General features: G+C 51.8%; 21 protein-coding genes and 2 tRNA genes. 10 read left to right on the top strand and 13 right to left on the bottom strand.

Features of this window, described 5'->3' with window-relative positions; translation table 11 throughout:
• Positions 1–40 precede the first annotated feature (40 nt).
• The 7 genes from E1B03_RS12410 to E1B03_RS12380 all read left to right on the top strand — a co-directional run bounded on the left by E1B03_RS12410 (position 41) and on the right by E1B03_RS12380 (position 5,225).
• Positions 41–757, top strand: a complete 717-nt coding sequence (locus tag E1B03_RS12410) for a YebC/PmpR family DNA-binding transcriptional regulator (protein WP_103770071.1) — start codon at positions 41–43, stop codon at positions 755–757.
• Positions 758–1,124: 367 nt separating this feature from the next.
• A complete protein-coding gene (locus E1B03_RS12405; protein ID WP_103770072.1) occupies positions 1,125–2,105 on the top strand; it encodes a GlxA family transcriptional regulator in 981 nt (326 codons plus the stop codon).
• A gap of 78 nt (positions 2,106–2,183) precedes the next feature.
• Entirely contained in the window at positions 2,184–3,194 is a 1,011-nt protein-coding gene (gene gap, locus E1B03_RS12400; RefSeq protein WP_103770073.1) for a type I glyceraldehyde-3-phosphate dehydrogenase, read from the top strand.
• A gap of 299 nt (positions 3,195–3,493) precedes the next feature.
• Positions 3,494–3,976 (top strand): glutathione peroxidase, encoded by a 483-nt coding sequence (locus tag E1B03_RS12395; protein WP_103770075.1) that lies wholly within the window; start codon positions 3,494–3,496, stop codon positions 3,974–3,976.
• Positions 3,977–4,174: 198 nt separating this feature from the next.
• Positions 4,175–4,251, top strand: a tRNA-Val gene (locus tag E1B03_RS12390).
• A 4-nt stretch (positions 4,252–4,255) separates the two neighbouring features.
• Positions 4,256–4,332, top strand: a tRNA-Val gene (locus tag E1B03_RS12385).
• 170 nt (positions 4,333–4,502) lie between these two features.
• Positions 4,503–5,225 (top strand): substrate-binding domain-containing protein, encoded by a 723-nt coding sequence (locus tag E1B03_RS12380; protein ID WP_133086313.1) that lies wholly within the window; start codon positions 4,503–4,505, stop codon positions 5,223–5,225.
• On the opposite strand, the gene E1B03_RS12375 is transcribed toward E1B03_RS12380, so the two are convergent.
• The 4 genes from E1B03_RS12375 to puuE all read right to left on the bottom strand — a co-directional run bounded on the left by E1B03_RS12375 (position 5,212) and on the right by puuE (position 9,450).
• Positions 5,212–5,964, bottom strand: a complete 753-nt coding sequence (locus tag E1B03_RS12375) for an ABC transporter ATP-binding protein (RefSeq protein WP_103770077.1) — start codon at positions 5,962–5,964, stop codon at positions 5,212–5,214. The genes E1B03_RS12380 and E1B03_RS12375 overlap by 14 nt on opposite strands.
• Positions 5,961–6,965, bottom strand: coding sequence for a FecCD family ABC transporter permease (locus E1B03_RS12370; RefSeq protein WP_133086312.1), 1,005 nt, complete (start codon positions 6,963–6,965; stop codon positions 5,961–5,963). The genes E1B03_RS12375 and E1B03_RS12370 overlap by 4 nt, the downstream gene beginning before the upstream one ends.
• Positions 6,952–8,007 carry an ABC transporter substrate-binding protein gene (locus tag E1B03_RS12365; protein ID WP_103770079.1) on the bottom strand — a complete coding sequence of 352 codons (1,056 nt, stop codon included), beginning with the start codon at positions 8,005–8,007 and terminating at the stop codon, positions 6,952–6,954. Before E1B03_RS12365 ends, E1B03_RS12370 begins: the two co-directional genes overlap by 14 nt.
• A gap of 180 nt (positions 8,008–8,187) precedes the next feature.
• On the bottom strand, positions 8,188–9,450 hold the full coding sequence (puuE, locus tag E1B03_RS12360; RefSeq protein ID WP_103770080.1) for a 4-aminobutyrate transaminase: 1,263 nt from the start codon (positions 9,448–9,450) through the stop codon (positions 8,188–8,190).
• Positions 9,451–9,555: 105 nt separating this feature from the next.
• On the opposite strand from puuE, the gene pdxR reads away from it, so the two are divergent.
• Positions 9,556–11,031, top strand: coding sequence for a MocR-like pyridoxine biosynthesis transcription factor PdxR (pdxR, locus tag E1B03_RS12355; RefSeq protein ID WP_133086311.1), 1,476 nt, complete (start codon positions 9,556–9,558; stop codon positions 11,029–11,031).
• A 43-nt stretch (positions 11,032–11,074) separates the two neighbouring features.
• On the opposite strand, the gene E1B03_RS12350 is transcribed toward pdxR, so the two are convergent.
• From E1B03_RS12350 to E1B03_RS12335, 4 genes are all read right to left on the bottom strand, one after another.
• Entirely contained in the window at positions 11,075–12,283 is a 1,209-nt protein-coding gene (locus tag E1B03_RS12350) for a cytochrome c (protein WP_133086310.1), read from the bottom strand.
• 3 nt (positions 12,284–12,286) lie between these two features.
• Positions 12,287–14,179 (bottom strand): NAD(P)-binding protein, encoded by a 1,893-nt coding sequence (locus E1B03_RS12345; RefSeq protein ID WP_103770083.1) that lies wholly within the window; start codon positions 14,177–14,179, stop codon positions 12,287–12,289.
• A gap of 88 nt (positions 14,180–14,267) precedes the next feature.
• A complete protein-coding gene (locus E1B03_RS12340; RefSeq protein ID WP_133086309.1) occupies positions 14,268–14,741 on the bottom strand; it encodes an ester cyclase in 474 nt (157 codons plus the stop codon).
• 11 nt (positions 14,742–14,752) lie between these two features.
• On the bottom strand, positions 14,753–16,180 hold the full coding sequence (locus tag E1B03_RS12335; protein ID WP_133086308.1) for a gamma-aminobutyraldehyde dehydrogenase: 1,428 nt from the start codon (positions 16,178–16,180) through the stop codon (positions 14,753–14,755).
• A 314-nt stretch (positions 16,181–16,494) separates the two neighbouring features.
• Here E1B03_RS12335 and E1B03_RS12330 point away from each other — a divergent pair, with 314 nt between their 5' ends.
• Both E1B03_RS12330 and E1B03_RS12325 read left to right on the top strand, forming a co-directional pair.
• Positions 16,495–17,220, top strand: coding sequence for a FadR/GntR family transcriptional regulator (locus E1B03_RS12330; RefSeq protein WP_133086307.1), 726 nt, complete (start codon positions 16,495–16,497; stop codon positions 17,218–17,220).
• A 24-nt stretch (positions 17,221–17,244) separates the two neighbouring features.
• On the top strand, positions 17,245–17,943 hold the full coding sequence (locus tag E1B03_RS12325; protein WP_103770087.1) for a cache domain-containing protein: 699 nt from the start codon (positions 17,245–17,247) through the stop codon (positions 17,941–17,943).
• Between the two features lie 21 nt (positions 17,944–17,964).
• On the opposite strand, the gene E1B03_RS12320 is transcribed toward E1B03_RS12325, so the two are convergent.
• The 5 genes from E1B03_RS12320 to E1B03_RS12305 all read right to left on the bottom strand — a co-directional run bounded on the left by E1B03_RS12320 (position 17,965) and on the right by E1B03_RS12305 (position 23,729).
• Positions 17,965–19,446 carry an APC family permease gene (locus tag E1B03_RS12320; RefSeq protein ID WP_103770088.1) on the bottom strand — a complete coding sequence of 494 codons (1,482 nt, stop codon included), beginning with the start codon at positions 19,444–19,446 and terminating at the stop codon, positions 17,965–17,967.
• A 302-nt stretch (positions 19,447–19,748) separates the two neighbouring features.
• Positions 19,749–20,024: a dihydrodipicolinate synthase family protein gene (locus E1B03_RS26575; RefSeq protein ID WP_281279709.1), complete on the bottom strand. Its 276-nt coding sequence runs from the start codon at positions 20,022–20,024 to the stop codon at positions 19,749–19,751.
• Complete coding sequence (locus E1B03_RS26570; RefSeq protein ID WP_281279700.1) at positions 20,024–20,650, bottom strand: dihydrodipicolinate synthase family protein; 627 nt, start codon at positions 20,648–20,650, stop codon at positions 20,024–20,026. Before E1B03_RS26570 ends, E1B03_RS26575 begins: the two co-directional genes overlap by 1 nt.
• On the bottom strand, positions 20,650–22,362 hold the full coding sequence (gene ilvD / locus E1B03_RS12310; protein WP_133086306.1) for a dihydroxy-acid dehydratase: 1,713 nt from the start codon (positions 22,360–22,362) through the stop codon (positions 20,650–20,652). The genes E1B03_RS26570 and ilvD overlap by 1 nt, the downstream gene beginning before the upstream one ends.
• Positions 22,359–23,729, bottom strand: coding sequence for an MFS transporter (locus tag E1B03_RS12305; RefSeq protein ID WP_133086305.1), 1,371 nt, complete (start codon positions 23,727–23,729; stop codon positions 22,359–22,361). Before E1B03_RS12305 ends, ilvD begins: the two co-directional genes overlap by 4 nt.
• Positions 23,730–23,742: the final 13 nt, after the last annotated feature.

Below are 23,742 nucleotides of genomic sequence, written 5' to 3'. Positions count from 1 at the left end.
CTGCCAATAATGTAAATGTATTTTCGAAGAGGACATTCCAGTGGGACGTAAATGGGCAAACATTGTTGCTAAAAAAACGGCTAAAGACGGTGCAACATCTAATATATATGCAAAGTTTGGTGTGGAAATCTATGCTGCTGCTAAACAAGGCGAACCCGATCCAGAATTAAACACATCTTTGAAATTTGTTATTGAACGTGCGAAACAAGCGCAGGTTCCAAAGCACGTAATTGATAAAGCCATTGATAAAGCCAAAGGCGGCAGCGATGAAACGTTCGTACAAGGGCGTTATGAAGGTTTTGGACCAAGTGGTTCAATGGTTATCGCTGAAACGCTGACTTCAAATGTTAACCGTACGATTGCTAATGTCCGCAACATTTTCAATAAAAAAGGCGGGAATATTGGTGCGGCAGGTGCTGTCAGCTATATGTTTGACAATACTGGAGTCATTGTATTTAAAGGCACAGATCCAGACCATATTTTTGAAATTTTGCTTGATGCTGAAGTTGACGTTCGCGATGTAACCGAAGAAGAAGGCAACATCGTTATTTATACTGAATCTACAGACCTTCACAAAGGTATTGCAGCACTAAAAGCAGCTGGAATTACTGAATTCACAACAACAGAATTAGAAATGATTGCTCAGTCAGAAATTGAACTATCACCAGAAGATTTAGAAATCTTTGAAGGACTTGTCGATGCCCTTGAAGATGACGATGATGTTCAGAAAGTATATCACAACGTGGCAAATCTCTAATTATAAATTAAAGACGCTTTGCATTATGACAGATTTTTATTATATAAATCTGTCATAAAAATATATCCGGGTATCCAGAAAGGAATTATTTTAATTAAAACCCTTATCTTAATGATTTGATCCACGATGATACCAGTTAACCACTCACCTAAAGAATATCGGTCATTAGGTTAGTTTTTAAAATAGTCTTTAATGTCGTCATGTTAGGTATCTTTCAGCCGCGGCCCCTTCTCTTTCTCCCATCCCAGCCATTCAGTAAAAATCAAACCATCCGCGAGTACTGGTATATCTTTGCGGCAGGCATAAGTCTTTTTCGACGTACTTATGTACTATTGACTTATTATGTAAAAAGATTACTTTTTAGGACATGAAAAAAATACTCATTATTGTACCGGATGGCGGCATGTTGTTCGAATCCGCTGGTATTGCCGACATTCTGATGCAGGCCAACCGTCTGCATCCACAAGGCGCTACAGACCTCTGTTATCAGGTCCAGCTAGCAACAACCCAGCCGCATCAGGTCATTCATGGTCAGTCCGGTTTAAATCTGCTGGCCGATCATCGCCTGCATGAAATAGATCCTCGTGAGCCTCTCGATACCATTATTATCACTGGCAGAGGTCAAAACCCGCAGGAAGGTATTGCGGTAGCTGACTGGCTGCGCCTTGCCGCTCCCCATGCCCGCCGCATTGCTTCCATTTGCGGCGGCGCGATGCTGCTGGCACAAACCGGACTGCTGGACGGCAGACGCGCCACCACCCACTGGAAACTGCTGGAAGCCATGCAGGCAGAATTCCCTAATGTGCACGTCGAAGGCGGTCCGCTCTATATTCAGGATGAACACATCTGGACCTCAGGCGGCGTCAGCTCCGGCTTCGACCTGACGCTAGCGCTGGTTGAAGAGGACTACGGCTTTAGCCTTGCGCGCGACGTCGCCCAGGACTTCGTCATGTACCTGCGCCGCCCCGGGGGCCAACTGCAGTTTAGCCGCTACAATCTTCAACAGACCAGCACTCTGGGCCCGATTAACGATCTGCTAGCCTGGCTGCTCGTGAACCTCACCGCCGACCTCAGCGTAGATAAACTGGCGGAAAAAGTCGCCATGAGCCCGCGTAATTTCACCCGCGTGTTTACCCGGGAAACCGGCGCGTCTCCGGCGCGCTACGTCGCAGAAGCCCGCCTCGCCGCTGCCCGGCAGCGTCTGGAGCAGACCAACGAGACGCTGGAGCGTATCGCCGAACAGACAGGATTTGGCAGCAGTATTAACCTGCGACGACTGTTTGAAAAACAACTTCACCTGACACCCGGTGAATATCGCCAACGTTTTCACTGTCGCAAAATGGCGTAAAGTGATCCTTTTTTGTCATTTACGCCAACTGGTGACCGGCCTAGATTAGTTCAACAGACAACAGATAAGGAGTTGATCATGGTAAAGGTCGGTATTAACGGTTTTGGCCGTATCGGACGTAACGTTTTGCGAGCAGCACTGGGTAACCCGGATATTCAGATTGTGGCAATCAACGATCTGACAGACAGTAAAACGCTGGCGCATCTGCTTAAATACGACTCGCTGCTCGGTACACTCGACGCCAACGTCACCGCTGGTGAGGGGCAACTGGTGGTTGACGGTAACTCCATTACCGTGTTCAGCGAACGCGACCCCGCCAATATCCCGTGGCGTCAGCGTGACGTTGATATCGTCATTGAAGCCACCGGCTTCTTCACTGACCGTGACAAGGCGGCGGTACATATCCACAGCGGCGGCGCAAAGCGTGTGATTATCTCCGCTCCCGGTAAAAACGACGATTTAACCATCGTGATGGGCGTGAACGATGGGCTCTACTCCCCGGATAAACACTTTGTCGTCAGCAATGGTAGCTGCACCACCAACGGTCTGGCGCCTGCCGCGCAGGTTCTGCACCAGCACTTTGGTATTAAGCATGGTTTGATGAACACCACCCACGCCTACACCAACAGCCAGGCGCTGCACGATCAGCCGGAAAAAGACCTGCGTGGTGCCCGCGCCGCTGCGCTATCGATTGTGCCTTACTCCAGCGGGGCCGCGAAGGCGCTTGGCAAAGTCATCCCTGAGTTGGATGGACGCTTAACCGGGTACTCGCTGCGCGTACCGGTTCCGGTGGTGTCCATTGTCGACCTGACCGTCACGCTTGAGCGGGATGTAACGGCAGAAGAGGTTAATAACGCATTTCGCGATGCAGCCGCAACGGGGCCACTGAAAGGGATCCTCGGCTATAGCGATGAACCGCTCGTCTCAAGCGACTATCAGGGTGACCCGCGTTCGTCCATTATCGACGGCCTGTCAACGCTGGTAATTGGCGGGAATATGGTCAAAATTTTGGCGTGGTACGACAACGAATGGGGATTCTCCAATCGCCTTGTCGACCTGGCGCTGTTAATGGCAACGCGCGAACGCTAACCCCTGCCCTCAAACATCTTCTAAATCCACGCCTGCCGTGGATTTTCTATATCTGTCACTGCGATATACAAGTGACAACCGCGCACGACGTAATATTTCCTCCTTTTCGTCGTCACCTGACCTTATTGCCAGTGGGACACATTGAAAAAACTAGCCCTTGCCCGACAAAATAATAAATCGCCATCGCTTCCATGGTCAGTTTATTAATCCGACGGTTGCGACCATAATAAAGAATCGCGAAGTGAAACCAGTTCCGCGCAGGCAAAATGAGTACTGCGACCTTCTTTGAGGATTCCGGCATGGCCACCTTTTATCAACTTTCTGCCACCAGTCTGCACGGCCAGCCCATTTCTATGGTCGACTATGCTGGCAAACTGGTTCTGGTGGTTAATACCGCCAGCCATTGTGGTTTCACGCCACAATATGCAGGCCTTGAAGCGCTCTACAAGAAATACGCCGCACAGGGTCTGATGGTGCTTGGTTTCCCCTGCAACCAGTTTGGAAATCAGGAACCCGGCGGGGCCGACGAAATCGCGCAAACCTGCCATATCAACTATGGTGTGAGCTTCCCGATGTTTGAGAAAGTGGAAGTCAACGGTGCCGCTACACATCCGGTGTTTCGTTACCTGAAAGCCGAATTACCCGGCATGTTGGGTGGGCGGATCAAATGGAACTTCACTAAGTTTCTGATCGGGCGTGACGGCAAACCACTCAAGCGTTTTGCCCCCTTCACTACCCCGGAGAAAATAGAAACCGCGATCCTTGCCGCACTTAAAGTCTAAGTCTCCCTGTAATTTAAACCGCTCATTATGCCCCCAGCGCACAGCCTGAATAAAAAACACGCTGCAAAATCAACAAAATATAATCAACTTGCTTAATTACTCTGCAATCGCGTGAGTTCAGGAAGAAAAATGCGATTTCCCTCTTGCCTCATTCGGTCTGTGCCGCTAATATTCGTCCCCGTTGTCACCTACAACGTTGCGTTCATAGCTCAGTTGGTTAGAGCACCACCTTGACATGGTGGGGGTCGTTGGTTCGAGTCCAATTGAACGCACCATATTGCGTCCGTAGCTCAGTTGGTTAGAGCACCACCTTGACATGGTGGGGGTCGGTGGTTCGAGTCCACTCGGACGCACCAAATCATCTCTTCGATTTGGTGCCATTTCCCTTCAAAACTATCTTTTTATCTTTAATTTTATCATTTCCCACATTGCTACAATAGCAATACGCTAAATCATTCTAATTTTCATGCTCGGCACGTATCATTCATCTTCTTCACATAATGTCTTTCGCCAGAGATCGGATACCATGCCCTCTTCCATCACCCTGTTCGCCGCGGGCAGTTTACGTCTGCCATTTACCACATTGTTAAGCCAGTTCACGCACCAGAGCGGAATAGACGTTAAGGTGGAATATGGTCCGGCTGGTTTATTGCGCGAGCGGATTGAAGCAGGTGAACCCTGTACGCTCTTTGCCTCGGCCAATCGGGAGCATCCGCAACGCCTGCTGGCTCAGCAGAAAGCAGCCTTCACGCAGACCTTTAGCTGGAATCAACTGAGTCTGGTAAGCAACCGAGCCGGTGGTTGGCTGGATTTGCTGCGCGATCCAACGCTGCGAATAGCTACATCAACGCCCGGCTGCGATCCTTCCGGAGACTATACCAGGGCATTTTTCGACAACATGGATGTACTGGAACCGGGACTCGGGCAACAGCTTCGGGCGCGCGCCATCCCGCTGGTTGGTGGTCGTGATACGGTAAGAATCCCACAAGGAGAACTGGCGAGCGCCTGGATTCTGCGCCAGGGGTTCGCCGATCTGTTTATCGGTTACGCGCATTACGCACACGCGCTGCGCGCCCAGCCCGACGTACATTACGTGGCTATCCCTGATGAGCACAATATTCGCTGCGAATACCAACTGGCGGTGATTGACGCCTCGCAAGAAGTGATGGCGCTGGTTGAATTCATACTTTCCCGCAGTGGGCAGGCGTTCCTTACCGCCGCAGGATTCTTACCGCTTAACGACGAATAGAAAACAACGGCGCGATAAACGGCGTGTGGTGGTTCTCCACGCTGAGTTTTCGCAGCGGTAAGCCATAGGCCAGGAACAGATTCTCTTCCGTCACGATGCTATTCGTTGGCCCTGCCCGCCATTCTCCTTCGGGAAGCAGCAGCAGCGTATGAGTGGCTATCTGTAACGCATGCAGCGGATCGTGGGTCGAAAAGAGAATGCTGCATCCCTGCTGATGGGCCAGATCGCTGATGAGCTGCAGCACCACCTGCTGATTGGCAAGATCCAGCGCGGAACAGGGTTCATCGAGCAACAGCATCTGACACTCCGTCACCAGAGACCGGGCTATCATTACCAACTGTTGTTGCCCACCTGAAAGTGAGCTAAACGAGCGGGAAGCAAGCTGTGCGATATTTAACTGCTCCAGCGCCTGCGTCGCTCTTTGTTGGTCCTGCAGGCTCGGTTGCGCAAAAAGCTTCACGTGCTGTGCTCGCCCCATCAACACCACGTCGCTCACCGTATAAGGAAATGGCAGTTGACAATGTTGCGCCACAATCCCTATCCCACCCGCATTTTCAACGCAGCCGCCTAAAGCAGGCAGCGTGCCGGTGAGCGTATCGAGCAGCGTACTTTTACCCAGACCGTTACGTCCCAGTACAGCCCAGATCTCACCTTTCTGGCAGCAGAACGTAAGCGGTTCAAATAACGGCGCACGATATCCATAAGTAAGCTGATTTACGCGCAGTGCGGCTGATTTCATAATTTCTCCCGGCGGCTGGAGCGGATGAGTAGATAAGCAAACAGCGGCGCGCCGAATAATGCGGTGATGATCCCCAAAGGTATCTCCGCGTGCATCAGGGTGCGCGCAATATCATCCACCACAATCATAAAACCGCCCCCCAGCCAGAAAGCGCACGGCAGTAGACGACGATGATCAACGCCCACCAGCAAACGCGCCAGATGCGGAATAACCAACCCAACCCAGGCAATACTGCCGCTAACCGCCACCTGAGCGGCGACTAAAAATGCGCAGCACACCAAAACGCTGCGTCGCAGAGGAACTACCGCGACGCCCAGCGCTCTGGCATCTTTGTCATTGAGCGATAACAGGTTTATCCGCCAACGTAGCTGGTACAAAACCGTCGCGGCGATACTAACCGGGATCGCCAACAACAGAACTTTATGCCAGTTGGCCGTCGCAAAGCTGCCCAGCAGCCAGAACACGATATTGGGCAACGTCTCTTCAGTATCAGCCTGATACTGAATCAGGCTCACCAGCGCGGCAAAAAAACCGCTCAAAATGATACCCGACAGGATCAGCACCAGCGTATTTTCCAGCCCCTGTAGCGCAGCAATGGCATACACCAGGACCAACGCCGTCAGACCGAAGAAAAACGTTGAGCCCATCATCAACAAGGGCGACAGGCCGAGCAGAATAGCCAGCGTGCCGCCAAAAGCGGCCCCGGAGGTCACGCCGATTATATGTGGGTCGACCAGCGGATTATGAAATACCCCTTGCAGCGTCGCGCCGCACAAACCCAGCGCGCCACCCGCCAGCAGCGCCATCAGAATACGCGGTAGCCTGACCGTCCAGATAACCTGACCGGCAATCCCTTCGGCATCGCTAAAGTGCATCAGGTGATAAAACACCTCACGCAACGACAGCGGATACTGTCCGAGGCACAGCGAACTGACGCCCAGCAACAGAACCGTCGCAATCAAGAGTGGTTGCTGAGGCAACAGGCGATTACTTAGCTGCATCAGACTGCCAGTTCACACGATAAAAACGCTGATAGTAGTCTTGTGCCTGCGCATCAACATCCACGTTTTTATAAGCATCCGGATACAGTTTTTTGGCCATCCACAGCTCACCGATCGCCAACGCCTCCGGCATCGGGTAGCCCCAGGCTTTGGCGTATTCAGGCATCAACCAGACACGATGATTTTTAACCGCATCAATCCCCTGCCAGTTAGGATCGTTTTGGATTTCAGTCACCACCTGCGGGTAGCGATCCTGGACAAAAATCACCTGCGGATCCCACGCTAGTACCTGCTCCAGCGCCACCTGACGCGCGCCTTTCACACTGGCTGCCGCCACGTTTAATCCCCCTGCGTGCTGCATCATCAGTCCTGTGTACTTCCCGGAGCCGTACGTCATCAGGTCGGGGTTAGCCATATAAATACGGACTTTTTGCGCATCCGGGATTTTTGCAACCGGCGCATTAAATTTTGCCCGTGCCGCAAAAATGTAGTCGATTAATGTCTCGGCCTGCGGTTTACGCCCAACCACGTCCGCAATCAGGCGAATCCCTTGCTTTAACCCTTCGTTGTAAACCTGCTCTTCATCGGCCATGGTCGGGTTCATTTTATTCTGTTGTCCTGCGGCGTCCTTACGTAACGAGATAGCCACGACCGGAATACCGGCGCTTTGAATCTGCTGGATCATCTCCGCAGGCGCATAATTGGCGACAAACACCACCTGTGGATGGATTGCCAGCAGGCTTTCAATATTCACGCTGGTGAGGTCGCCCGGTGTCGGCAATGTGGAAATTGTCGGCATAAAGCGTTCAAACTCAGGCCCGAGCTGTTTTTTCCAGCTCGACATCACGCCAACAATGTCCTGCTGCGCATCGAGCTGGACCAGAATATTTAAGGTCTGGTGTTGCAGCACGACCACTTTGTCGATGTGGTCCGCTATCGTGACCTGACGACCAAGCTGATCGGTGATCGTACGGTCGGCCTGGGCAGAAAACGCAAACAACATGCTGGCGCATACCAGCACAAAAGAACGGAAAGTAAACATGGGATACCATCTGGATAGAGGAGTAAAATCGATATGCATTAAATTATATAACGAAATGACTGGCAACCCATTCGCGATAAATACCGCGCTACACACGAGGAAGATCAATTTATGCCGACAATAATAAAGCCGACGGTGATAACGACCGTCGGCTTTGTGTCTTTTCTGCGGTATACGGGATTATTTCGTCGCGGCTTTGATGATCTCAAGCGCTTGGGTGAACTGATCCTGCGGAATTGTCAGCGGGTAAAGGAAACGAATAACGTTGCCATACTGACCGCAGGTCAGCAGCAGTAATCCTTGCTCAAGGGCTTTCTTCTGCACGCGTTGTGCGGCGCCAGCGTTGGGTTCTCCCGTCGCTGCATCACAGAATTCAGCGGCAATCATAGAGCCTAAACCACGCACTTCGGCCAGCTCCGGACACCCTGCTTGCGCGTCAGTCAGAGCGGCGCGCAGCTGTTCGCCGAGCGCAGCCGCACGCTGGCACAGTTGTTCATCACGAATGATATCCAACACCGCATGGGCCGCCGCGATCGACAGCGGGTTACCGGCGTAGGTTCCGCCCAGACCACCCGGCGCAGGCGCATCCATGATTTCGGCTTTACCCACGACGCCTGACAGCGGCATGCCGCCCGCAAGGCTTTTTGCCATGGTCATCAGGTCCGCTTTATCAGCGTAATGATCCATCGCAAACAGTTGACCCGTACGGGCAAAACCGCTTTGCACCTCATCGGCGATCATCACAATGCCATGCTCGTCGCAAATACGGCGGATGGCAGCCACAAACTCCGGCGGAGCCACCACGAAGCCCCCTTCACCCTGCACGGGTTCGAAGATAATCGCCGCAACCTGGGTTGGATCGATATCAGCTTTAAACAGGCGCTCAATCGCTTTTAGGGAGTCTGCAGTAGAAATACCCTGCAATTCGGAAGGATACGGCGCATGGTAAACAGAACCAGGGAACGGACCGAAACCTTTTTTATAGGGCGCCACCTTGCCGGTTAACGCCATCGTCATATAAGTACGCCCATGAAAACCACCGCCAAACGCGATAACGCCAGGACGGCCGGTATGTGCGCGCGCAATTTTCACCGCGTTTTCTACCGCTTCAGCCCCGGTGGTGAAGAACGTCGTTTTCCGCTTGCCGTCGATTGGCGCAACGGCGTTGATTTTCTCAGCCAAAGACACATAGCTTTCGTACGGGACAATCTGATAAGCCGTATGGGTAAAAGCCTGAAGTTGTGCTTCGACTGCCTGCACCAGGCGAGGATGACGGTGTCCGGTGTTCAGCACGGCAATCCCGGCGGCAAAATCAATGTACTGATTGCCTTCGATATCGGTAATGGTGCTGTTTTCTGCCGACTGGGCATAAAAATCACACATCACACCCACGCCACGCGGGGTGGCATCCAGACGACGTTGTTGCAGGTTTTTATTGTTCATTCTTACACCTTGTCCGTTAATACATTTTGGTTGAATTACCCTTTAAATTTAGACGCCATCTGGTACTTTAATCGAGAGCCAAATCGTTTTATTTTAAGGATCCAAATGCGTTCACTTGCCGGAGATGTGATCAAGCAGGCATTTAGCCAACAGCCCGATCAAAAACTGCATCGTCGTCTGTATGCCGCCATTTGTAGTTGCATCCTCGAGGGGAGCCTGAAACCAGCTACCCGAATGCCTCCGTCGCGTGACCTGGCGGGAGAACTGACGCTATCGCGCAATACCGTTCTGCGGGTTTATGAACAATTGCAGGCCGAAGGTTACATCTCCGCACGCACCAGCAGCGGCACATTTGTCACTGATAGTGTGCTGGACAATCTCAACCTCCGTCCCAATAAAGAGCCTGCTGTTGCTGCTCTGGAGGATCCCACCTGCTTATCTGCCCGCTGCCTTGAGCTGTTGGGACATGCCAGCGCCAGTCCCCGTCAGTGGGGGGCTTTTATTCCAGGCGTACCTGATGTAGAGCATTTCCCTCATCGGGTACTCAAAAAAATTCAGGACAGGTTGGCGAGACGACTACGCCCGGAGTTTCTCACTTACGATGCTGCAGGCGGCGTGAATGAGCTGAAAGAAGCGCTGGCAGACTATCTGCGCACCGCTCGCGGCGTGCGGTGTTCACCGGAGCAGATTCTGATTACCGAAGGTATTCACCAGGCGTTGGATCTGGTGACCCGGACTTTATGCAACCCGGGCGATAATGCCTGGATTGAGGAGCCGGGCTACTGGGGAATCAAAAATATTTTGCGCATCAATGCGGTAAATTTTTCGGCGATCCCGGTTGATGAACAAGGTATGGTCCCGCCGGAAGCTGGCGAACCTACGCCAAAGCTTATATTTGTGACACCGTCACATCAATATCCGCTCGGTTCGGTCATGAGCCTCAGTCGACGTCAGCAACTTCTGTTTCGCGCACGTGAAACGCGAAGCTGGATAGTAGAAGATGACTATGACAGCGAGTTTCGCTTTTCCGGTCAGCCAATCCCCTCTTTGCAGGGGCTGGAAGAAGAGACGCCAGTCATCTATATCGGGACATTCAGTAAGACACTCTATCCCGCATTACGCCTTGGCTACGTGGTGCTGCCCAAACCGCTAGCCGCGCCGCTGAAGAAAGTTCATAACGACCTCTATCGTGGCGGACATTTGCTGATTCAGGCCGCGCTGGCGGAGTTTATCCGCGAGGGTTACTACGCGGCCCACATTCGTAAAATGCGCCAGTTGTACAGTCGTCGGCGTCAGACGCTGGTGGAGCTTATCAGCCGCCAGCTTGGTGAGCATTATCTTGGTTCTTTCAGCAGCAACGCCGGGCTACATATGATTCTCCAGTTGCCCGCCGGGAGCGATGACGTTGTCATTGCCCAGCAGGCGAATACGCAAGGGCTGCTGGTGCGCCCGCTGTCTCGCTACTACGTGAATGAAGAGAAGCGCAGCGGCCTGCTGCTGGGATTTGCCAGTATCGAAGAGCATGAAATGGCGGCGGCGTTTACCCGACTGGTCAGTATTATCAGAGTAAACGCCGTCTAAGCACGGCCGGATGGCGGTGTAAGCACCTTATCCGGCATCCTGTTTAATGTGACGCTTTTTTAACGCCAGCCAGGTCTTCCTGGCTTACTTCACCATTCCCTTCTCCCCAACTTTTACGCACGTAGTTAATCACGTCGCGCATTTCGCCGTCGCTTAACAAGCCACCGTAGGCAGGCATCTTAAAGGAGACGCTGCCACGCGTTGTCGGTGTTTCTGCGCCGTGGGCAATCACTCTGAACAGCGGCGTCGGGTCATCAACCATTACCAGCGGGTTGTTGATCAAAGAAGGCGCGTTATCATCCGTACCTTTCCCCTCCAGACCATGACAGGTTGAACAGTAGCGGTTATAGGTCACTTTGCCGGCCTCGGGGGAATTCGACCAGGACAATGAGGTTGCTGCTGTGCGCACCGTTTCAGGCTTCGCGCTTTTCAGGCTCAGCAGATATTGCGAAATCGCCGTGGCATCTTCATCAGTCAGATACTGTGTACTCTGCGTGACGACTTCAGCCATCGAACCAGAAACCGCGGCATGCTTGCTTTTACCGGTCAGCAACAGCGATTTTAACTCCTGCTCAGACATACCGGTGCCGCGCAGCGACGGTGCATACCAGCCGTCGATCATCGCGCCACTCAGGTATTCGGCATCAGCATTAGTATACGCTTTTTCGTTCATCGCCATGCCTCTCGGGGTATGGCATGAACCGCAGTGTCCGGGGCCTTCCACCAAATAAGCGCCCCGTTTTACCAGGGCTGCGTTGTCGTCTGGTTTCGCATTTTCTACTGTCGTTGCTGGCGCGTCGGTAAACAGCCAGTTCCAGATATGCAACGGCCAGCGGGCGGAGAGTAGCCACGGAATAGCATTCTCTTTATTGGGTTGCGCAGACGGCGTGACATCATGCATAAAATAGCGATACAGCGCCTGAACATCCTCATCAGAAAGTTTCGCATAAGAGGGATAAGGCATAGCCGGATAAAGCGGATGGCCGTCTTTGGCAATTCCCTGTCGTACCGCCTTGTCAAAATCCTCGTATGAGTAATTTCCAATACCCTGCGTCTTGTCTGGGGTAATGTTGGTCGAATAAATATCCCCCACCGGAGTAGGAAATTTTTTGCCCCCCGCCATCGCCGCACCACCTTCGGTGGTGTGACAGGCCACGCAGTCAGAAATTCGCGCGATATATTCACCGTTAGATTCAGCAGCGGAAACCGAAGCAGTAAATAAACAGGCGGCGAGAATGGTTACGTTACGCATAGATCACCCCATATCCTTGAGTTCATTAACCGCACGCCATGCCTGATCGATTGCCGTATGGGCATAAGCACTCCAGTCAGAATCGGAGTTAGCGATGGCAATGCGACCGACTGGCTTACGCGCCCGCTCGATAATTTCTGGCATTTTATCCATATCATCGAACAGCGAGTTGGCGTAGTACGCATAGCCATGCGCCCAGCGGTTAACGGTAATGGCGGAAATATCGCGTTGATTATCAAATCCGGTTGAGCCGAACATCTCCTGCAACTGGGAGCGAATCATCTCTTCATGCGCCGCAAAGGTGGTCCCCAGCAAATAGGCTCGTCCCAGACGGAACTGCTCTCTGGCCGACAGGTTACTGCCCGGATAGGTCGGTACATAGACCATATGAATGACCATCGGATCGTCCGGTGAGGCTGGATGTTGGTATCCACCGATGCTGACCGGATAGTCGAGCTTAACCCGGCTGTAAGGTGCCGCCGGAGAGTAAAACTCATGTACGCCAAGCTGTTTGAACGCGTGCCAGTTTTTGACCACCACGTTGGTGTACACCAGCGGTGCCTTGACGTTCAGTTTGAGATCCGCCTGCTGCTGTTCCGGCATCTCGGGCACCAGATACGGGATCATCATGTTATAGCCTGCCATGATGGTGTTCTTACCGCGCACACGGTGCATCTTGCCGTCACGCAGATAGGTCACCGCCACGCCATCCTGTACGTTGGCCGCATTAATCACCGTGCTGTTCAGGCGCAAACGCGTGGCGTTTTCCGGCAGATCCAGCTTTTCGTAATGCAGTCTGGCGAGGACCGAATCTTCCATCGTGCTACCCGGTAGCGCATCCGGCAGCATATACCTGACTAACAGTCGGGCCAACCCGGCGTTACCGTCCGGGAAATGGTAAACATATGGCTCTTCAAGGTCGGCCAGCGACTCTCCGTCCAACGGCGGTAACCCCATCCCTTCCATGCCGGGTAAGGCGCACGCCCTGGCGTCGCTACAGGAGATGCCTTCAATACCAATGGCAAAGAAGTCGTTGGAACGCTGCTGAAAATAGAGCAGCGCCATTTTACTTAAACCAACTTTCGTTGCTAAAAATTCACTGTAGCTGTGGGTATCCAGCCATGCCATTTTCTCATCGACCGTCATCCCCGGAAGGTAATCGCCAGGGCGCACGTGCAGGTCAATCAGCGCTTTCCTGTCGTTCTCACTTAGCGGAAAATCATTGATAAAGTCTTCAATTTTACGGCCATTGAGCCTGTCTGGCGGGATATCATCAGATACCGCGCGGCCCGGATCGCCGCTGACGATTTTTGTCTCGCCAAAATTCTTTTTGTCGAAGAAAACGCCGCGACTGAGCTGCCAGTCGGGATAGAAGTTAACGTCAAAACTCTGTTTCAACCGCGTGACGCTGACGCCCACGGTTTCCATCAGTTTTTGCACCTCAGGACTGAAATTATGTGCGGGTGACTGGAATGCTTCGCTGCCGCCATAACCGAGTAATTTTTTGCCCGCGCTGGTAAATTCGTTACGTTTGGCGTGTCCGCCAAAATCGTCATGGTTATCGAGGATCAGGACCCGGCTATCTTGCCCGGCAAGTTGTCGCCAGAAACACCCGGCAGCCAGCCCGCTAATCCCGCCTCCCACAATCACCAGATCGTACTCTTCCTCAACGGGCAGAGCGTTTAGGTCAAAATGCTTATGTTCGCGGCCTAACGCATGCGCCATTTCAAACGATCCAGGATGATTACCCCGTAGCCCAGTCAGCGCAGGCGGATAATAGTTTCCATCTATAAATGCGTTTCCCTTGCCTGCCGCCCTGACCCATTCCAGCGGGGTAAGGCCCGCTGCAATAGTTACTGCGACGCCGTTGAGAAAATCACGTCTGGTAATTGCCATTAACTTTTTTCCTTATTGCTACACACTGCCCTTAATACGACACAAATAAGAGATATACCCCTTCATATTAATAAAGGGGTACAGCCAACTACTTCACTGGCTTTAACTCTTCGTCCAGTTTTTTAGAATCATAATAATCACCCTGCCAGGTGATTTTTCCTGCTTTAACATGAATATAGCTGACGCCTTCAAATTTGATCGGATTATTTGTTGGCGGACTCCCTGCCCATTCACCACTATTTTTGCCTGAAAATTCCCAACGAAACGCCACGGTATCTTCGTCGTAGACGGGTTTACCGATCATTTTCCAGCTCAGATCTGGCACCGCCTTAATAAAAGCGCCGATAACGTCTTTTTCCGCTTTATCTCTGCCATTTATCGGTTCGCCCGCAGCGGCATCATAATAGACTGCATCATTCGCAAGATATTGAGCGGCTCGCGAAGCATCGTGCGCATTCCACGCCGCCATATACGCTTTCACGGTATTCAGCGAGGTGCTTTCTGCCAGGCTATAGCCCGAGAACATCACTAATGAAAGCACCGCTATTTTTAATGTTTTCATCGTAATCCTCTCTATTCAGAAATGTCACACATGATATGTTTCACCCGAGTGTATTCTTCGAGAGAATAAGATGAGAGATCTTTGCCGTAGCCCGATTTTTTGAACCCGCCGTGCGGCATTTCGGCGCACAGAGGAATGTGATTGTTAATCCACACCGTGCCAAAATCGAGGTCAATGCTGAAGCGTTGTGCGCGACCATGGTTACTGGTCCAGACGCTGGCGGCAAGACCATACTCCACATCATTCGCTTTGTGTAGTACCTCTTCGTCAGTAGAAAAAGGCTGAATAGTCATTACCGGGCCAAATACTTCATGCTGAATAGCTTCATCATTTTGATGCAATCCAGAGACGATCGTCGGCTCAAAATAGAATCCTGGTCCCGGTCCGGCGCGCCCACCGGTTTCAATTTTTGCATGTGACGGTAAACGCTCAATAAAGCCTTTAACCTGCTCCAGCTGTTTTTTGCTATTCAACGCGCCATATAGCGCATCCTGATCTTCTGGCGGTCCAAATTTAATACTCTTTGTTTTCTGGATCAGCTTCTCCAGAAACTCAGCGTAGATGGACTGTTCGACCAGAATACGCGTAGCCGCCGTGCAGTCCTGCCCGGCATTGAAAAAACCTGCCGTGACGATCGTCGCAATCGCCTTGTCCATATCCGCATCGGCAAACACCACCGCGGGCGCTTTCCCGCCCAATTCCAGATGCGCTCTGGTCAGATTTGCCGCCGCCGAAGCCGCCACCTGCAGACCCGCGCGGACCGAACCGGTAATCGAAACCAGTGAGGCCTTCGGGTTTGAAACCACCAGCGAACCGCTACTGGCTTTGCCCAACACGACGTTAAATGCCCCTCTCGGGAATAATGGAGCAGCCAGTTCAGCCAACAGCAGCGTGCTGATCGGCGTGGTATCGCTTGGCTTTAATACCACCGTGTTACCTGCCGCCAGCGCTGGCGCAATCTTCCATACCGCCATCATGAACGGATAATTCCATGGCGTGACTTGTCCCACAATACCCAGCGCTTCACGGCGGATAGTCGAGGTAAACCCGGCTGAATATTCACCTGCCGCCTTCCCTTCAAGACAGCGCGCCGCACCGGCAAAAAAACGGATGGCATCACAGGATGCCGCGATCTCTTCTTTCTCAATAAAATGGCGAAGCTGACCGGTCTCCTGACTCTGTGCGGTTACCAGCCGATCAACGTTTCGTTCAATCTCATCGGCCAGGCGCAATAACGCCTTTTGTCGCTGTGCCGGTGTCGATTTACGCCAGATGCTAAACGCCGCCTCTGCCGCCGAGTAGGCCTGCTCCACCTCTGCCGCACTGGCGTTGGGAGATAATGCGTACGTTTCGCCGTCGACCGGACTCACCAGTTCAAAGGTATCTTCACTGCTGCCTGCTACATATTGCCCATTAATAAAATGCTTCAGGGTTTTCATGCCTGTCTCCTGCCAGTTAATACATAAAGAATCTTATGTAATATATATATTGTAAAACATTTTCAAATGCGCAACATTGACACTATGATAAGCCTCGCATTTTTAACTTAATTTTTACATCTGCAGGAGAAGGCTTTTCATCGTGAGCTAACGCGTTATGCCCGGCTCATCATGAGGTTATCGGAACACACATCCGCTTGTGCAGTGAAGTGCGCCCAGGCATGTAAAATAACTCGGCCATTCTTACCTTCCTTGCCCGGCGGGCATGTGTTAAGAATGGTCGTTGTTTCAGGGAATTGAGTACAGAAAAGATTATGATTACTCACGCGGTCATATTTGCGCCTATCGGGCAGGTCAGTCGTTCAGACCAGATTGTGCAACGCCTTTCAAACGCCATTATTACGGGGTTGCTGGAGCCAAAAGAACAACTTCCCAACGAAACTGATTTGGCAAAGATGATGGGGGTCTCACATATCACCATCAGAGAAGCACTCAACACGCTTCGGGCTAATAATCTTATCCATACGGTTCGTGGTCGTAATGGCGGGAGCTTCGTATGCGAGAATATTGATGGTAAAAACAGCACGCTCCATCCGTTTAAAGCAATCAGTACGGATTACCTTTCAGACCTGGGTGAAATGCATTGCGCCATCATAAGCCATAGCGCAAGGCTGGCATCCAGACGGATGACCGGTGCGGATATCGCCAAATTTCGCGAGTTTGTTGAGGTGCTCAGAAAAGCAAATTCGCCAGAGCTGATGACCCAGGCCGATATGCGTTGTCTGCTGGCGATAGCCGCCAGTTCACATTCGCCGCGACTGGCCAACCAGGAGCTGCATGTACAGGCTGAATGGGCATCGCTGGTGGCGATACTTTATCGTACAGACAGCATTCATGCCGAAATTATCGCGCTTTATTCGGCGCTGGCCGATGCGCTGGCGGCGCACAACGAGGCGGAATCTGTGCAGCTTGCCACACAGATCATCGACACGTTTACCTATTACCTTATTGAAAAAAAGCTGAAATATAACGCGAACTAACAATCAGTGAAGGCAGAACAGACAATGAGCTCTTCGACATCCTTAAGCGCATTAATTCGTAAGATTGATGATATTACCGCCTGTACCGTAGATTCTACCGTTGCGCTGGCGAGGAGCATCCATGAGGCGATTTCCAGGGTGCAAAAGGCCTCAGCAGAGGTTGTTCTCGATCCCTCGGTGCGATCGACCGTTCAGCAACACATCAAACGCACGCTCAGCGACAACCATTATTGTTCTGGGGCCGGGTTCGCCAGCCATATTGAGAGCACCGCAGCCACCAAAGAGTATTGGCTGCTGGAATGGTGGTATAAGAAAGATAATGGTTTGAGTCAGGCGCATCTCGATTTGGATCAGGCCACGCAGCAACGACTGGATTTCAGAACCTTCGAGTGGTTTAAACACTCACCTCCGGCAGGGAAAGCCTATATCCACGGCCCCTACGTCGACTATATCTGCAATATCTCCTACACCCTGACCTCGGCAGTGCCGGTTTACTACAACGAGCAGTTTCTTGGCGTCGCCGCCGTCGATCTGTTGGTCAGTCAGATAGAAGCCGAGCTGCTCTCCTGCGCTCATCCTGATTATGTGATTCTGACCAATCTGGAAAACAGGATCATCTTCTCCAGTTGGCCGCGCTTTCGCGTGGGTGAATTACTCTCTCCAGCAAACAGCCGCGTGGTTTATCAGAGCGACTACTTTATCCTTTATCACTATCAAAACTAAGGGCCCGAAGGCCCTTCGTTTTTAGCTATCCTGCCCCATATTGAGCTTGTTAGCGTAGGCAATGGCGTCGTTTTCCGGCGCCGCGGAGCGACCAAACGGACGGGTCAGGAACATATAGATAAGCCCCGAGCCAACGACAATCGCCAGGCCGAACAGAACCGTCCAACGGTCGATAAAGTCGCTGCTGTCTGCCGGTTGTGCCAGCAACCAAATCCCGCACAATCCATAGGCCAGCGCCAGCACGTTCACAATCACGCCCCAACCGCCAATGGTCCACTCTCCGGCCGGTTTCCAGCCTTTGAGACGCTGTCGCAGCGCGGCAAGCACAACCATCTGGAACGAGATGTAAATCCCGATAACGGCAAATGCGGTAATACGCGACAGGTTATCTGGCTGGAAATAAACCCAAACACAGATGATGACGGGCAGCAGACAGCTAACGACCATGGCATTATCCGGAACGCCATTTTTAGAGATCTTTGACATCCATTCACTACCCGGCAGCATTCTGTCGCGCGAGAAGGAAAAGATAAGGCGGCTTAACGCAGCCTGCAGAGACAGAATGCATGACAGCATCGCCACAATCGCGACGATGATAAAGACAGTTGCGCCAGTTTCACCAAGTGCTTCATTCAGGATAGCCGGGATCGGATCGGACGTTTTGCCATTCACGATACTGACCAGATTTGGTGATGCCAGCAGATAACCCATCACGGAAATAATCGCGGAAATCGCGCCAAACACGATACTTAAAATCATCGCGACCGGGATCTTTTTACTCGGATTCTGCACCTCTTCCGCAACGTTACCGCAGGCCTCAAAGCCAAAGAACATAAACAGTCCCATCAGCGCAGCGGACATAAATGCAGTGGAATAGCTGCCGTCATGGGCCAGAACGCCCATCGAGTCGAAGATGACGGAGAACGGCTGCGAACGATGGAAAATCAGCAGATAAATCCCCAGCGCGATCACGCTGACAATTTCACACCAGAAGCCAATTTTCGCGACCCGGGCCAGATTTTTAGTCCCGGACATATTAACCGCCATCATCAACAGCAGCAGCAGGACGGAAGTCACCAACATAGTGGCTGGCGTCTGGCCATAGTGGAAGAGCGATTCAACAAACGTCGACGTATATTCCGCAATCGACGTAATGGTAACCACCAACGCCCACAGATAAATCCAGGCGGCGATCCACGCATATTTCTTGCCCCATAACCTTCTGGCCCAGGGATACAGCCCACCGGTTATCGGATACTGGGAAGCGACTTCACCGAACACCAACGCCACCAAAAGTTGTCCACATGCGACGATTAAAATCCACCATACTGCGGGCGGCCCCGCCAGCGTTACGGCCAACGCAAATAGCGAATAGACGGCGGTAAGCGGCGACAGGTAGGTAAAACCCAGCGCAAAGTTTGAAATAAGACCGATCGAGCGATTGAATTGTTCTTTGCCATCTTTTTGAAAATTATCGTTTTTCTTATCAGGTGTCTGTTCCATATAGCTTTCTCTTTTGTGGAATAGTCGCAGGGTTGAACAATTAATGTATAAAAGATATTAAGTTATATGTATAGTGATTTTGTCGCAGATTTGTTAAAAATGATCGCACATCACATTGCTACAAAATCGGGGGATTACGAGACAATAGAAACAGATAATTAACAAATTGAATTTAATGTGAGAGGCGGTGAAGAAACAAAATTGATGCTTTTAGGCATTGTACAGTTGCACCGGATCAAGATTTTCGATCCGGTGCAGAGTATACGGTTAAAACGTTTTGCTCTTACCCCTATTCGTATTGCTCATGCCGACAAATTGAACTGTGAAATAAAACTATCAATATGTTTTATATCGTCATTCGTTAATGACCAACCAGGCTTTCGGCAATAGTCATCATCGATGATCCCGCGTCGCTGCAATATTGTCTTTTCAACCTGAATAATATACTCACAGTGCTGCATCCAGCGCTGAATATAGGGTAACAGCGCCTCGTGTAATTGCACCGCCTGTTGATGTTCTCCTGCCAGCCAGTGACGGTAAATTCGTACATAAATCTCGCTAAACGAACACCCCGGCATCACACCTTTGCCCCCCCCCCCAGCATCTGCAGCATATACAAGCCAGCATAACCGTTGAGAACGTGAGCCTCTGGCACCAGCTTCAGAAACTCACGGGTGTAGTCCACCGGTGGATTGCATTCAATCTTAAACACGGCATGGGGATAGCGTTTAGCCACGTCGGCCAGTTGCGCGGGCGAGAGCGGAAATCCAGTCTCTCCAGGCGCGTACTGCACCATTACCGGAATAGTTACCGCCTCCAGCACCGCCGCGATATGCGCCTGTACGGCGGCAAGCGACGGTTGAAGAAAAAATGGTGGAAGCAGCATCAGCGCATCGGCCCCCATACTCTGATACCGCCGCGCCCGACGTACGGCGAGATCGGTGCTATGATCGGTGACCGACAGTGCGCGAAAGACACCTTTACCCGCTAAGTCAGCAAGAAAAATTTCCGCCAATTGCATTCGTTCGCTGTCGTCAAGCTTTGGAAATTCACTGGCAATACCAAACAGTGTCAACCCGTTAACACCCACACCAGAAAGGTGGGCCAGCAGACGGCGAAAACTGGTAAAATCCACCTCACCTTGTGACGTAAATGACATAGCAACAATGGGATTAACGCCCTGGATCTTTGCAACGGTTGCCATTACGAATCCTCCTTGTCCGCCAGTACCGCGCCTTGCGCAGCAGGTAGCGCCCAGCGTCGATACAGACGCAAGAACCCGCGCGGTACTTCTTTATGTACCAACTGACAACGTTGCTGACGTTCAGCCAAAATAGCATCTGCCACATTCAACGTTAATGTCCGCTGTGGAATATCAATACTGATTAAGTCGCCGTTTTCCACCAGCGCCAGTACGCCGCCATCGCTGGCTTCTGGTGAGATATGCCCCACGAACAGGCCACGGTTCGAGCCGGAAAAACGCCCATCGGTGATCAGCGCACAGGAGTTCGAAAGGTTCATTCCTTCGAGGAATTTCATCGGCTTATACATCTCCGGCATACCCGGCCCTCCCTTTGGTCCTTCATAGCGCAGAACCAATACACTACCGGGCTGAATATCGCCGGAGAGAATGGACTCAACGGCCTCATCTTCGCTGTTAAATACCACCGCAGGCCCGGTAAAGACCATCAAATGGTCCGGAACCGCAGCAGGCTTCACTACGCACCCCATCGGTGACAAGTTGCCATGTAGTACAGCGACCCCCGACTCATTGCGGACCGGAATCGCCAGCGTATGGATAACTTCCGGGCGTCGGGTGGAGGGAACATCCATCAACCACTCCCCTTTTTTTTGTCCGTTGACCGTCAGGCAATTGAGATCCAATAAATTAGCGATCTCTTTTTCCACCGCCGCAACGCCGCCAGCCTCCCAAAAATCGATCATGTCGTATTCCGATGCCGGATAGAGCGAAGCAACCAGGGGTACCTGATGGCTCAGCGCATCAAATTCAGACAGTGGCAGGTGGCCCAGTTCAGCCTCATAATAAATGGCCTGCAAATGTAGAATGGCGTTAGTGGAACCTCCCGTCGCCAGCAGATAGGCCATCGCATTACGGATTGATTCGCGTGTAATGATCTGCCGCGCGTTCACCCCACGTTTTACCAGATCCACCGCCGTCATCCCGGTCGCGTATGCACAATCGCGGCGTTCGTGTGAAATCGCGGGCAGCATACTGCTTCCAGGCAGGCTCATCCCCAGTACTTCAGCAATACAACACATCGTATTGGCGGTACCGTACATGGTGCAGGAACCATGTCCAGGTTCGGCAATATCCTCTATATGGCGGAACTCAACTTCATCAATTTCGCCACGACGTTTCCAGCCAATCGCCTCGGTGACGATATTGCCGTCCCAGTGCTTACCTTTGTATTCCGCGGGATACATTGGCCCGCCGTTCACCAAAATGGCCGGGATATCGAGGCGCGCTGCCGCCATCAGCATGGCGGGGACGATTTTGTCACACGATCCCAGCAACACCATGCCATCGAAGCGGTGGGCGCGCATCATGACCTCGATTGAACTTGCAATGATTTCGCGTGCCGCCAGAATATAGCGCATACCCAAATGCCCTTCGGCAATACCGTCACAAGGGGCAATGGTACCAAACACCATCCCCACACCTCCCGCGTCATCAATGCCATTTAGCACATGCGCGGTCAGTTCATTCAGATTGGCGTGCCCTGCCGTCGCATTGGTATAGCTGTTAACTACGGCAATTACTGGACGGCGGAGCTGCGCGTCCGTATGCCCCATCGATTTATACAGGGCGCGCTTTAGAGCACCGTCATCACCACTGAGGATCGGATTGAAGTGTTCACCACCGCAACCTGCGCATCCGCTGCCACAACTGCTCATATATGACCTCTTTTCGTTAATACATTGTTTTCTATCGGTTTCGATGCCTGGCGATCGCGAGGGTTAATCAATCGTGCCGGGATGAGGAAAATAAGCGGAGCGCAGAGAACCAAAAATCCTGCCAGGATATACAGCCCGCTGCTGGTGCTGCCGGTGGTGTCTTTCAACCAGCCAAGCACGGTTGGCCCAAAGAAACCGGCCAGGTTACCGATAGAGTTCACTAACGCGATGCCTGCCGCCGCTGCCGTACCAGAAAGCAACGTCCCCGGCAGGCTGATATAGGTGGGAATCAGAGATAACGTGCCGGACATGGCAACGCAAATCCACGCCATCATCCAGAATGTGGAACCTTCATTCAGCGCACTCAATGTCAGACCAATTGCGCCCACTATTGCTGGAATCGCAATGTGCCAGCGACGTTCCTGTTTCAGATCAGAGTGGCGGCTGTTCCATAACATACAGGCCGCACCGAAGATATAAGGCACTGCTGCCAGTAGGCCGATGGCAAAATCATCCTGTACGCCAGAGCTTTTGATAATCGACGGAAGCCAGAAATTAATGCCGTAATAGCCAATGTTGAAGCTGAAGAAAATCAGCGCCAATAACCAGACGAAGCGATTACGGAACATCGCAGATAAACTATGTTGCGGCATTCCCGCATTGGCAGCGACTTTATCAAGCTGGTCTTTTTGCAGATCCTGCTCGATTAACGCTTTCTCATCATTCGATAACCACTTCGCCGATTTCACGTCATTATCGAGATAACGCAGCACCACAAAGGCCAACAAGAATGAAGGTATTGCCTCTACCAGGAACAACCACTGCCAGTTATGCAGATGGCCAACACCTTCAAACATCTTCAGGATCAGCCCTGAAAGCGGACTGCCGATAATGGTGGATAACGGCGTGACCAGAATAAACAACCCGAGCGTGCGCGCCGAACGCCATGAAGGAAACCATAAGGTTAAATAGTAAACGATACCCGGAAAGAAACCGGCCTCTGCCACACCAAGTAAAAAACGCACAACGTAGAACTGGGTTGGCGTGGTAACGAACATCGTCAGTGCAGACAACACCGCCCAACTGGCCATGATGCGCGCAATCCAAAAACGAGGACCAAAGCGCTGCATCAGCAAGTTGCTCGGCACTTCAAAAATAAAGTAACCGATAAAAAAGATACCCGCGCCAATTCCATAAACCGTATCGCTAAGATTTAGCGCATCCTGCATGTGGAGTTTGGCAAAGCCCACATTCACACGATCAAGATATGCGAAGAAATAACACAGGATTAAAAACGGAATCAGTCGTCGGGTAACTTTACGATAAACCGCATTTTTGTTTTCAGAATCGAGGGTACGCGTATTCATCTTTCAGCCTCTT

This window comes from Citrobacter arsenatis (assembly GCF_004353845.1).
Classification (GTDB): domain Bacteria; phylum Pseudomonadota; class Gammaproteobacteria; order Enterobacterales; family Enterobacteriaceae; genus Citrobacter; species Citrobacter arsenatis.
Note: the sequence above shows the minus strand (reverse complement) of the source record. Positions and strands in the feature narration are given on the sequence as shown.

What these genes read in the sequence shown, in the direction of transcription:
- E1B03_RS12405 (WP_103770072.1), top strand. Translation starts at nt 1,125, where the DNA reads ATGAAAAAAATACTCATTATTGTACCGGATGGCGGCATGTTGTTCGAA.
- gap (WP_103770073.1), top strand. Translation starts at nt 2,184, where the DNA reads ATGGTAAAGGTCGGTATTAACGGTTTTGGCCGTATCGGACGTAACGTT.
- E1B03_RS12395 (WP_103770075.1), top strand. Translation starts at nt 3,494, where the DNA reads ATGGCCACCTTTTATCAACTTTCTGCCACCAGTCTGCACGGCCAGCCC.
- E1B03_RS12380 (WP_133086313.1), top strand. Translation starts at nt 4,503, where the DNA reads ATGCCCTCTTCCATCACCCTGTTCGCCGCGGGCAGTTTACGTCTGCCA.
- E1B03_RS12375 (WP_103770077.1), bottom strand. Translation starts at nt 5,964, where the DNA reads ATGAAATCAGCCGCACTGCGCGTAAATCAGCTTACTTATGGATATCGT.
- E1B03_RS12370 (WP_133086312.1), bottom strand. Translation starts at nt 6,965, where the DNA reads ATGCAGCTAAGTAATCGCCTGTTGCCTCAGCAACCACTCTTGATTGCG.
- E1B03_RS12365 (WP_103770079.1), bottom strand. Translation starts at nt 8,007, where the DNA reads ATGTTTACTTTCCGTTCTTTTGTGCTGGTATGCGCCAGCATGTTGTTT.
- puuE (WP_103770080.1), bottom strand. Translation starts at nt 9,450, where the DNA reads ATGAACAATAAAAACCTGCAACAACGTCGTCTGGATGCCACCCCGCGT.
- pdxR (WP_133086311.1), top strand. Translation starts at nt 9,556, where the DNA reads ATGCGTTCACTTGCCGGAGATGTGATCAAGCAGGCATTTAGCCAACAG.
- E1B03_RS12350 (WP_133086310.1), bottom strand. Translation starts at nt 12,283, where the DNA reads ATGCGTAACGTAACCATTCTCGCCGCCTGTTTATTTACTGCTTCGGTT.
- E1B03_RS12345 (WP_103770083.1), bottom strand. Translation starts at nt 14,179, where the DNA reads ATGGCAATTACCAGACGTGATTTTCTCAACGGCGTCGCAGTAACTATT.
- E1B03_RS12340 (WP_133086309.1), bottom strand. Translation starts at nt 14,741, where the DNA reads ATGAAAACATTAAAAATAGCGGTGCTTTCATTAGTGATGTTCTCGGGC.
- E1B03_RS12335 (WP_133086308.1), bottom strand. Translation starts at nt 16,180, where the DNA reads ATGAAAACCCTGAAGCATTTTATTAATGGGCAATATGTAGCAGGCAGC.
- E1B03_RS12330 (WP_133086307.1), top strand. Translation starts at nt 16,495, where the DNA reads ATGATTACTCACGCGGTCATATTTGCGCCTATCGGGCAGGTCAGTCGT.
- E1B03_RS12325 (WP_103770087.1), top strand. Translation starts at nt 17,245, where the DNA reads ATGAGCTCTTCGACATCCTTAAGCGCATTAATTCGTAAGATTGATGAT.
- E1B03_RS12320 (WP_103770088.1), bottom strand. Translation starts at nt 19,446, where the DNA reads ATGGAACAGACACCTGATAAGAAAAACGATAATTTTCAAAAAGATGGC.
- E1B03_RS26575 (WP_281279709.1), bottom strand. Translation starts at nt 20,024, where the DNA reads ATGCCGGGGTGTTCGTTTAGCGAGATTTATGTACGAATTTACCGTCAC.
- E1B03_RS26570 (WP_281279700.1), bottom strand. Translation starts at nt 20,650, where the DNA reads ATGGCAACCGTTGCAAAGATCCAGGGCGTTAATCCCATTGTTGCTATG.
- ilvD (WP_133086306.1), bottom strand. Translation starts at nt 22,362, where the DNA reads ATGAGCAGTTGTGGCAGCGGATGCGCAGGTTGCGGTGGTGAACACTTC.
- E1B03_RS12305 (WP_133086305.1), bottom strand. Translation starts at nt 23,729, where the DNA reads ATGAATACGCGTACCCTCGATTCTGAAAACAAAAATGCGGTTTATCGT.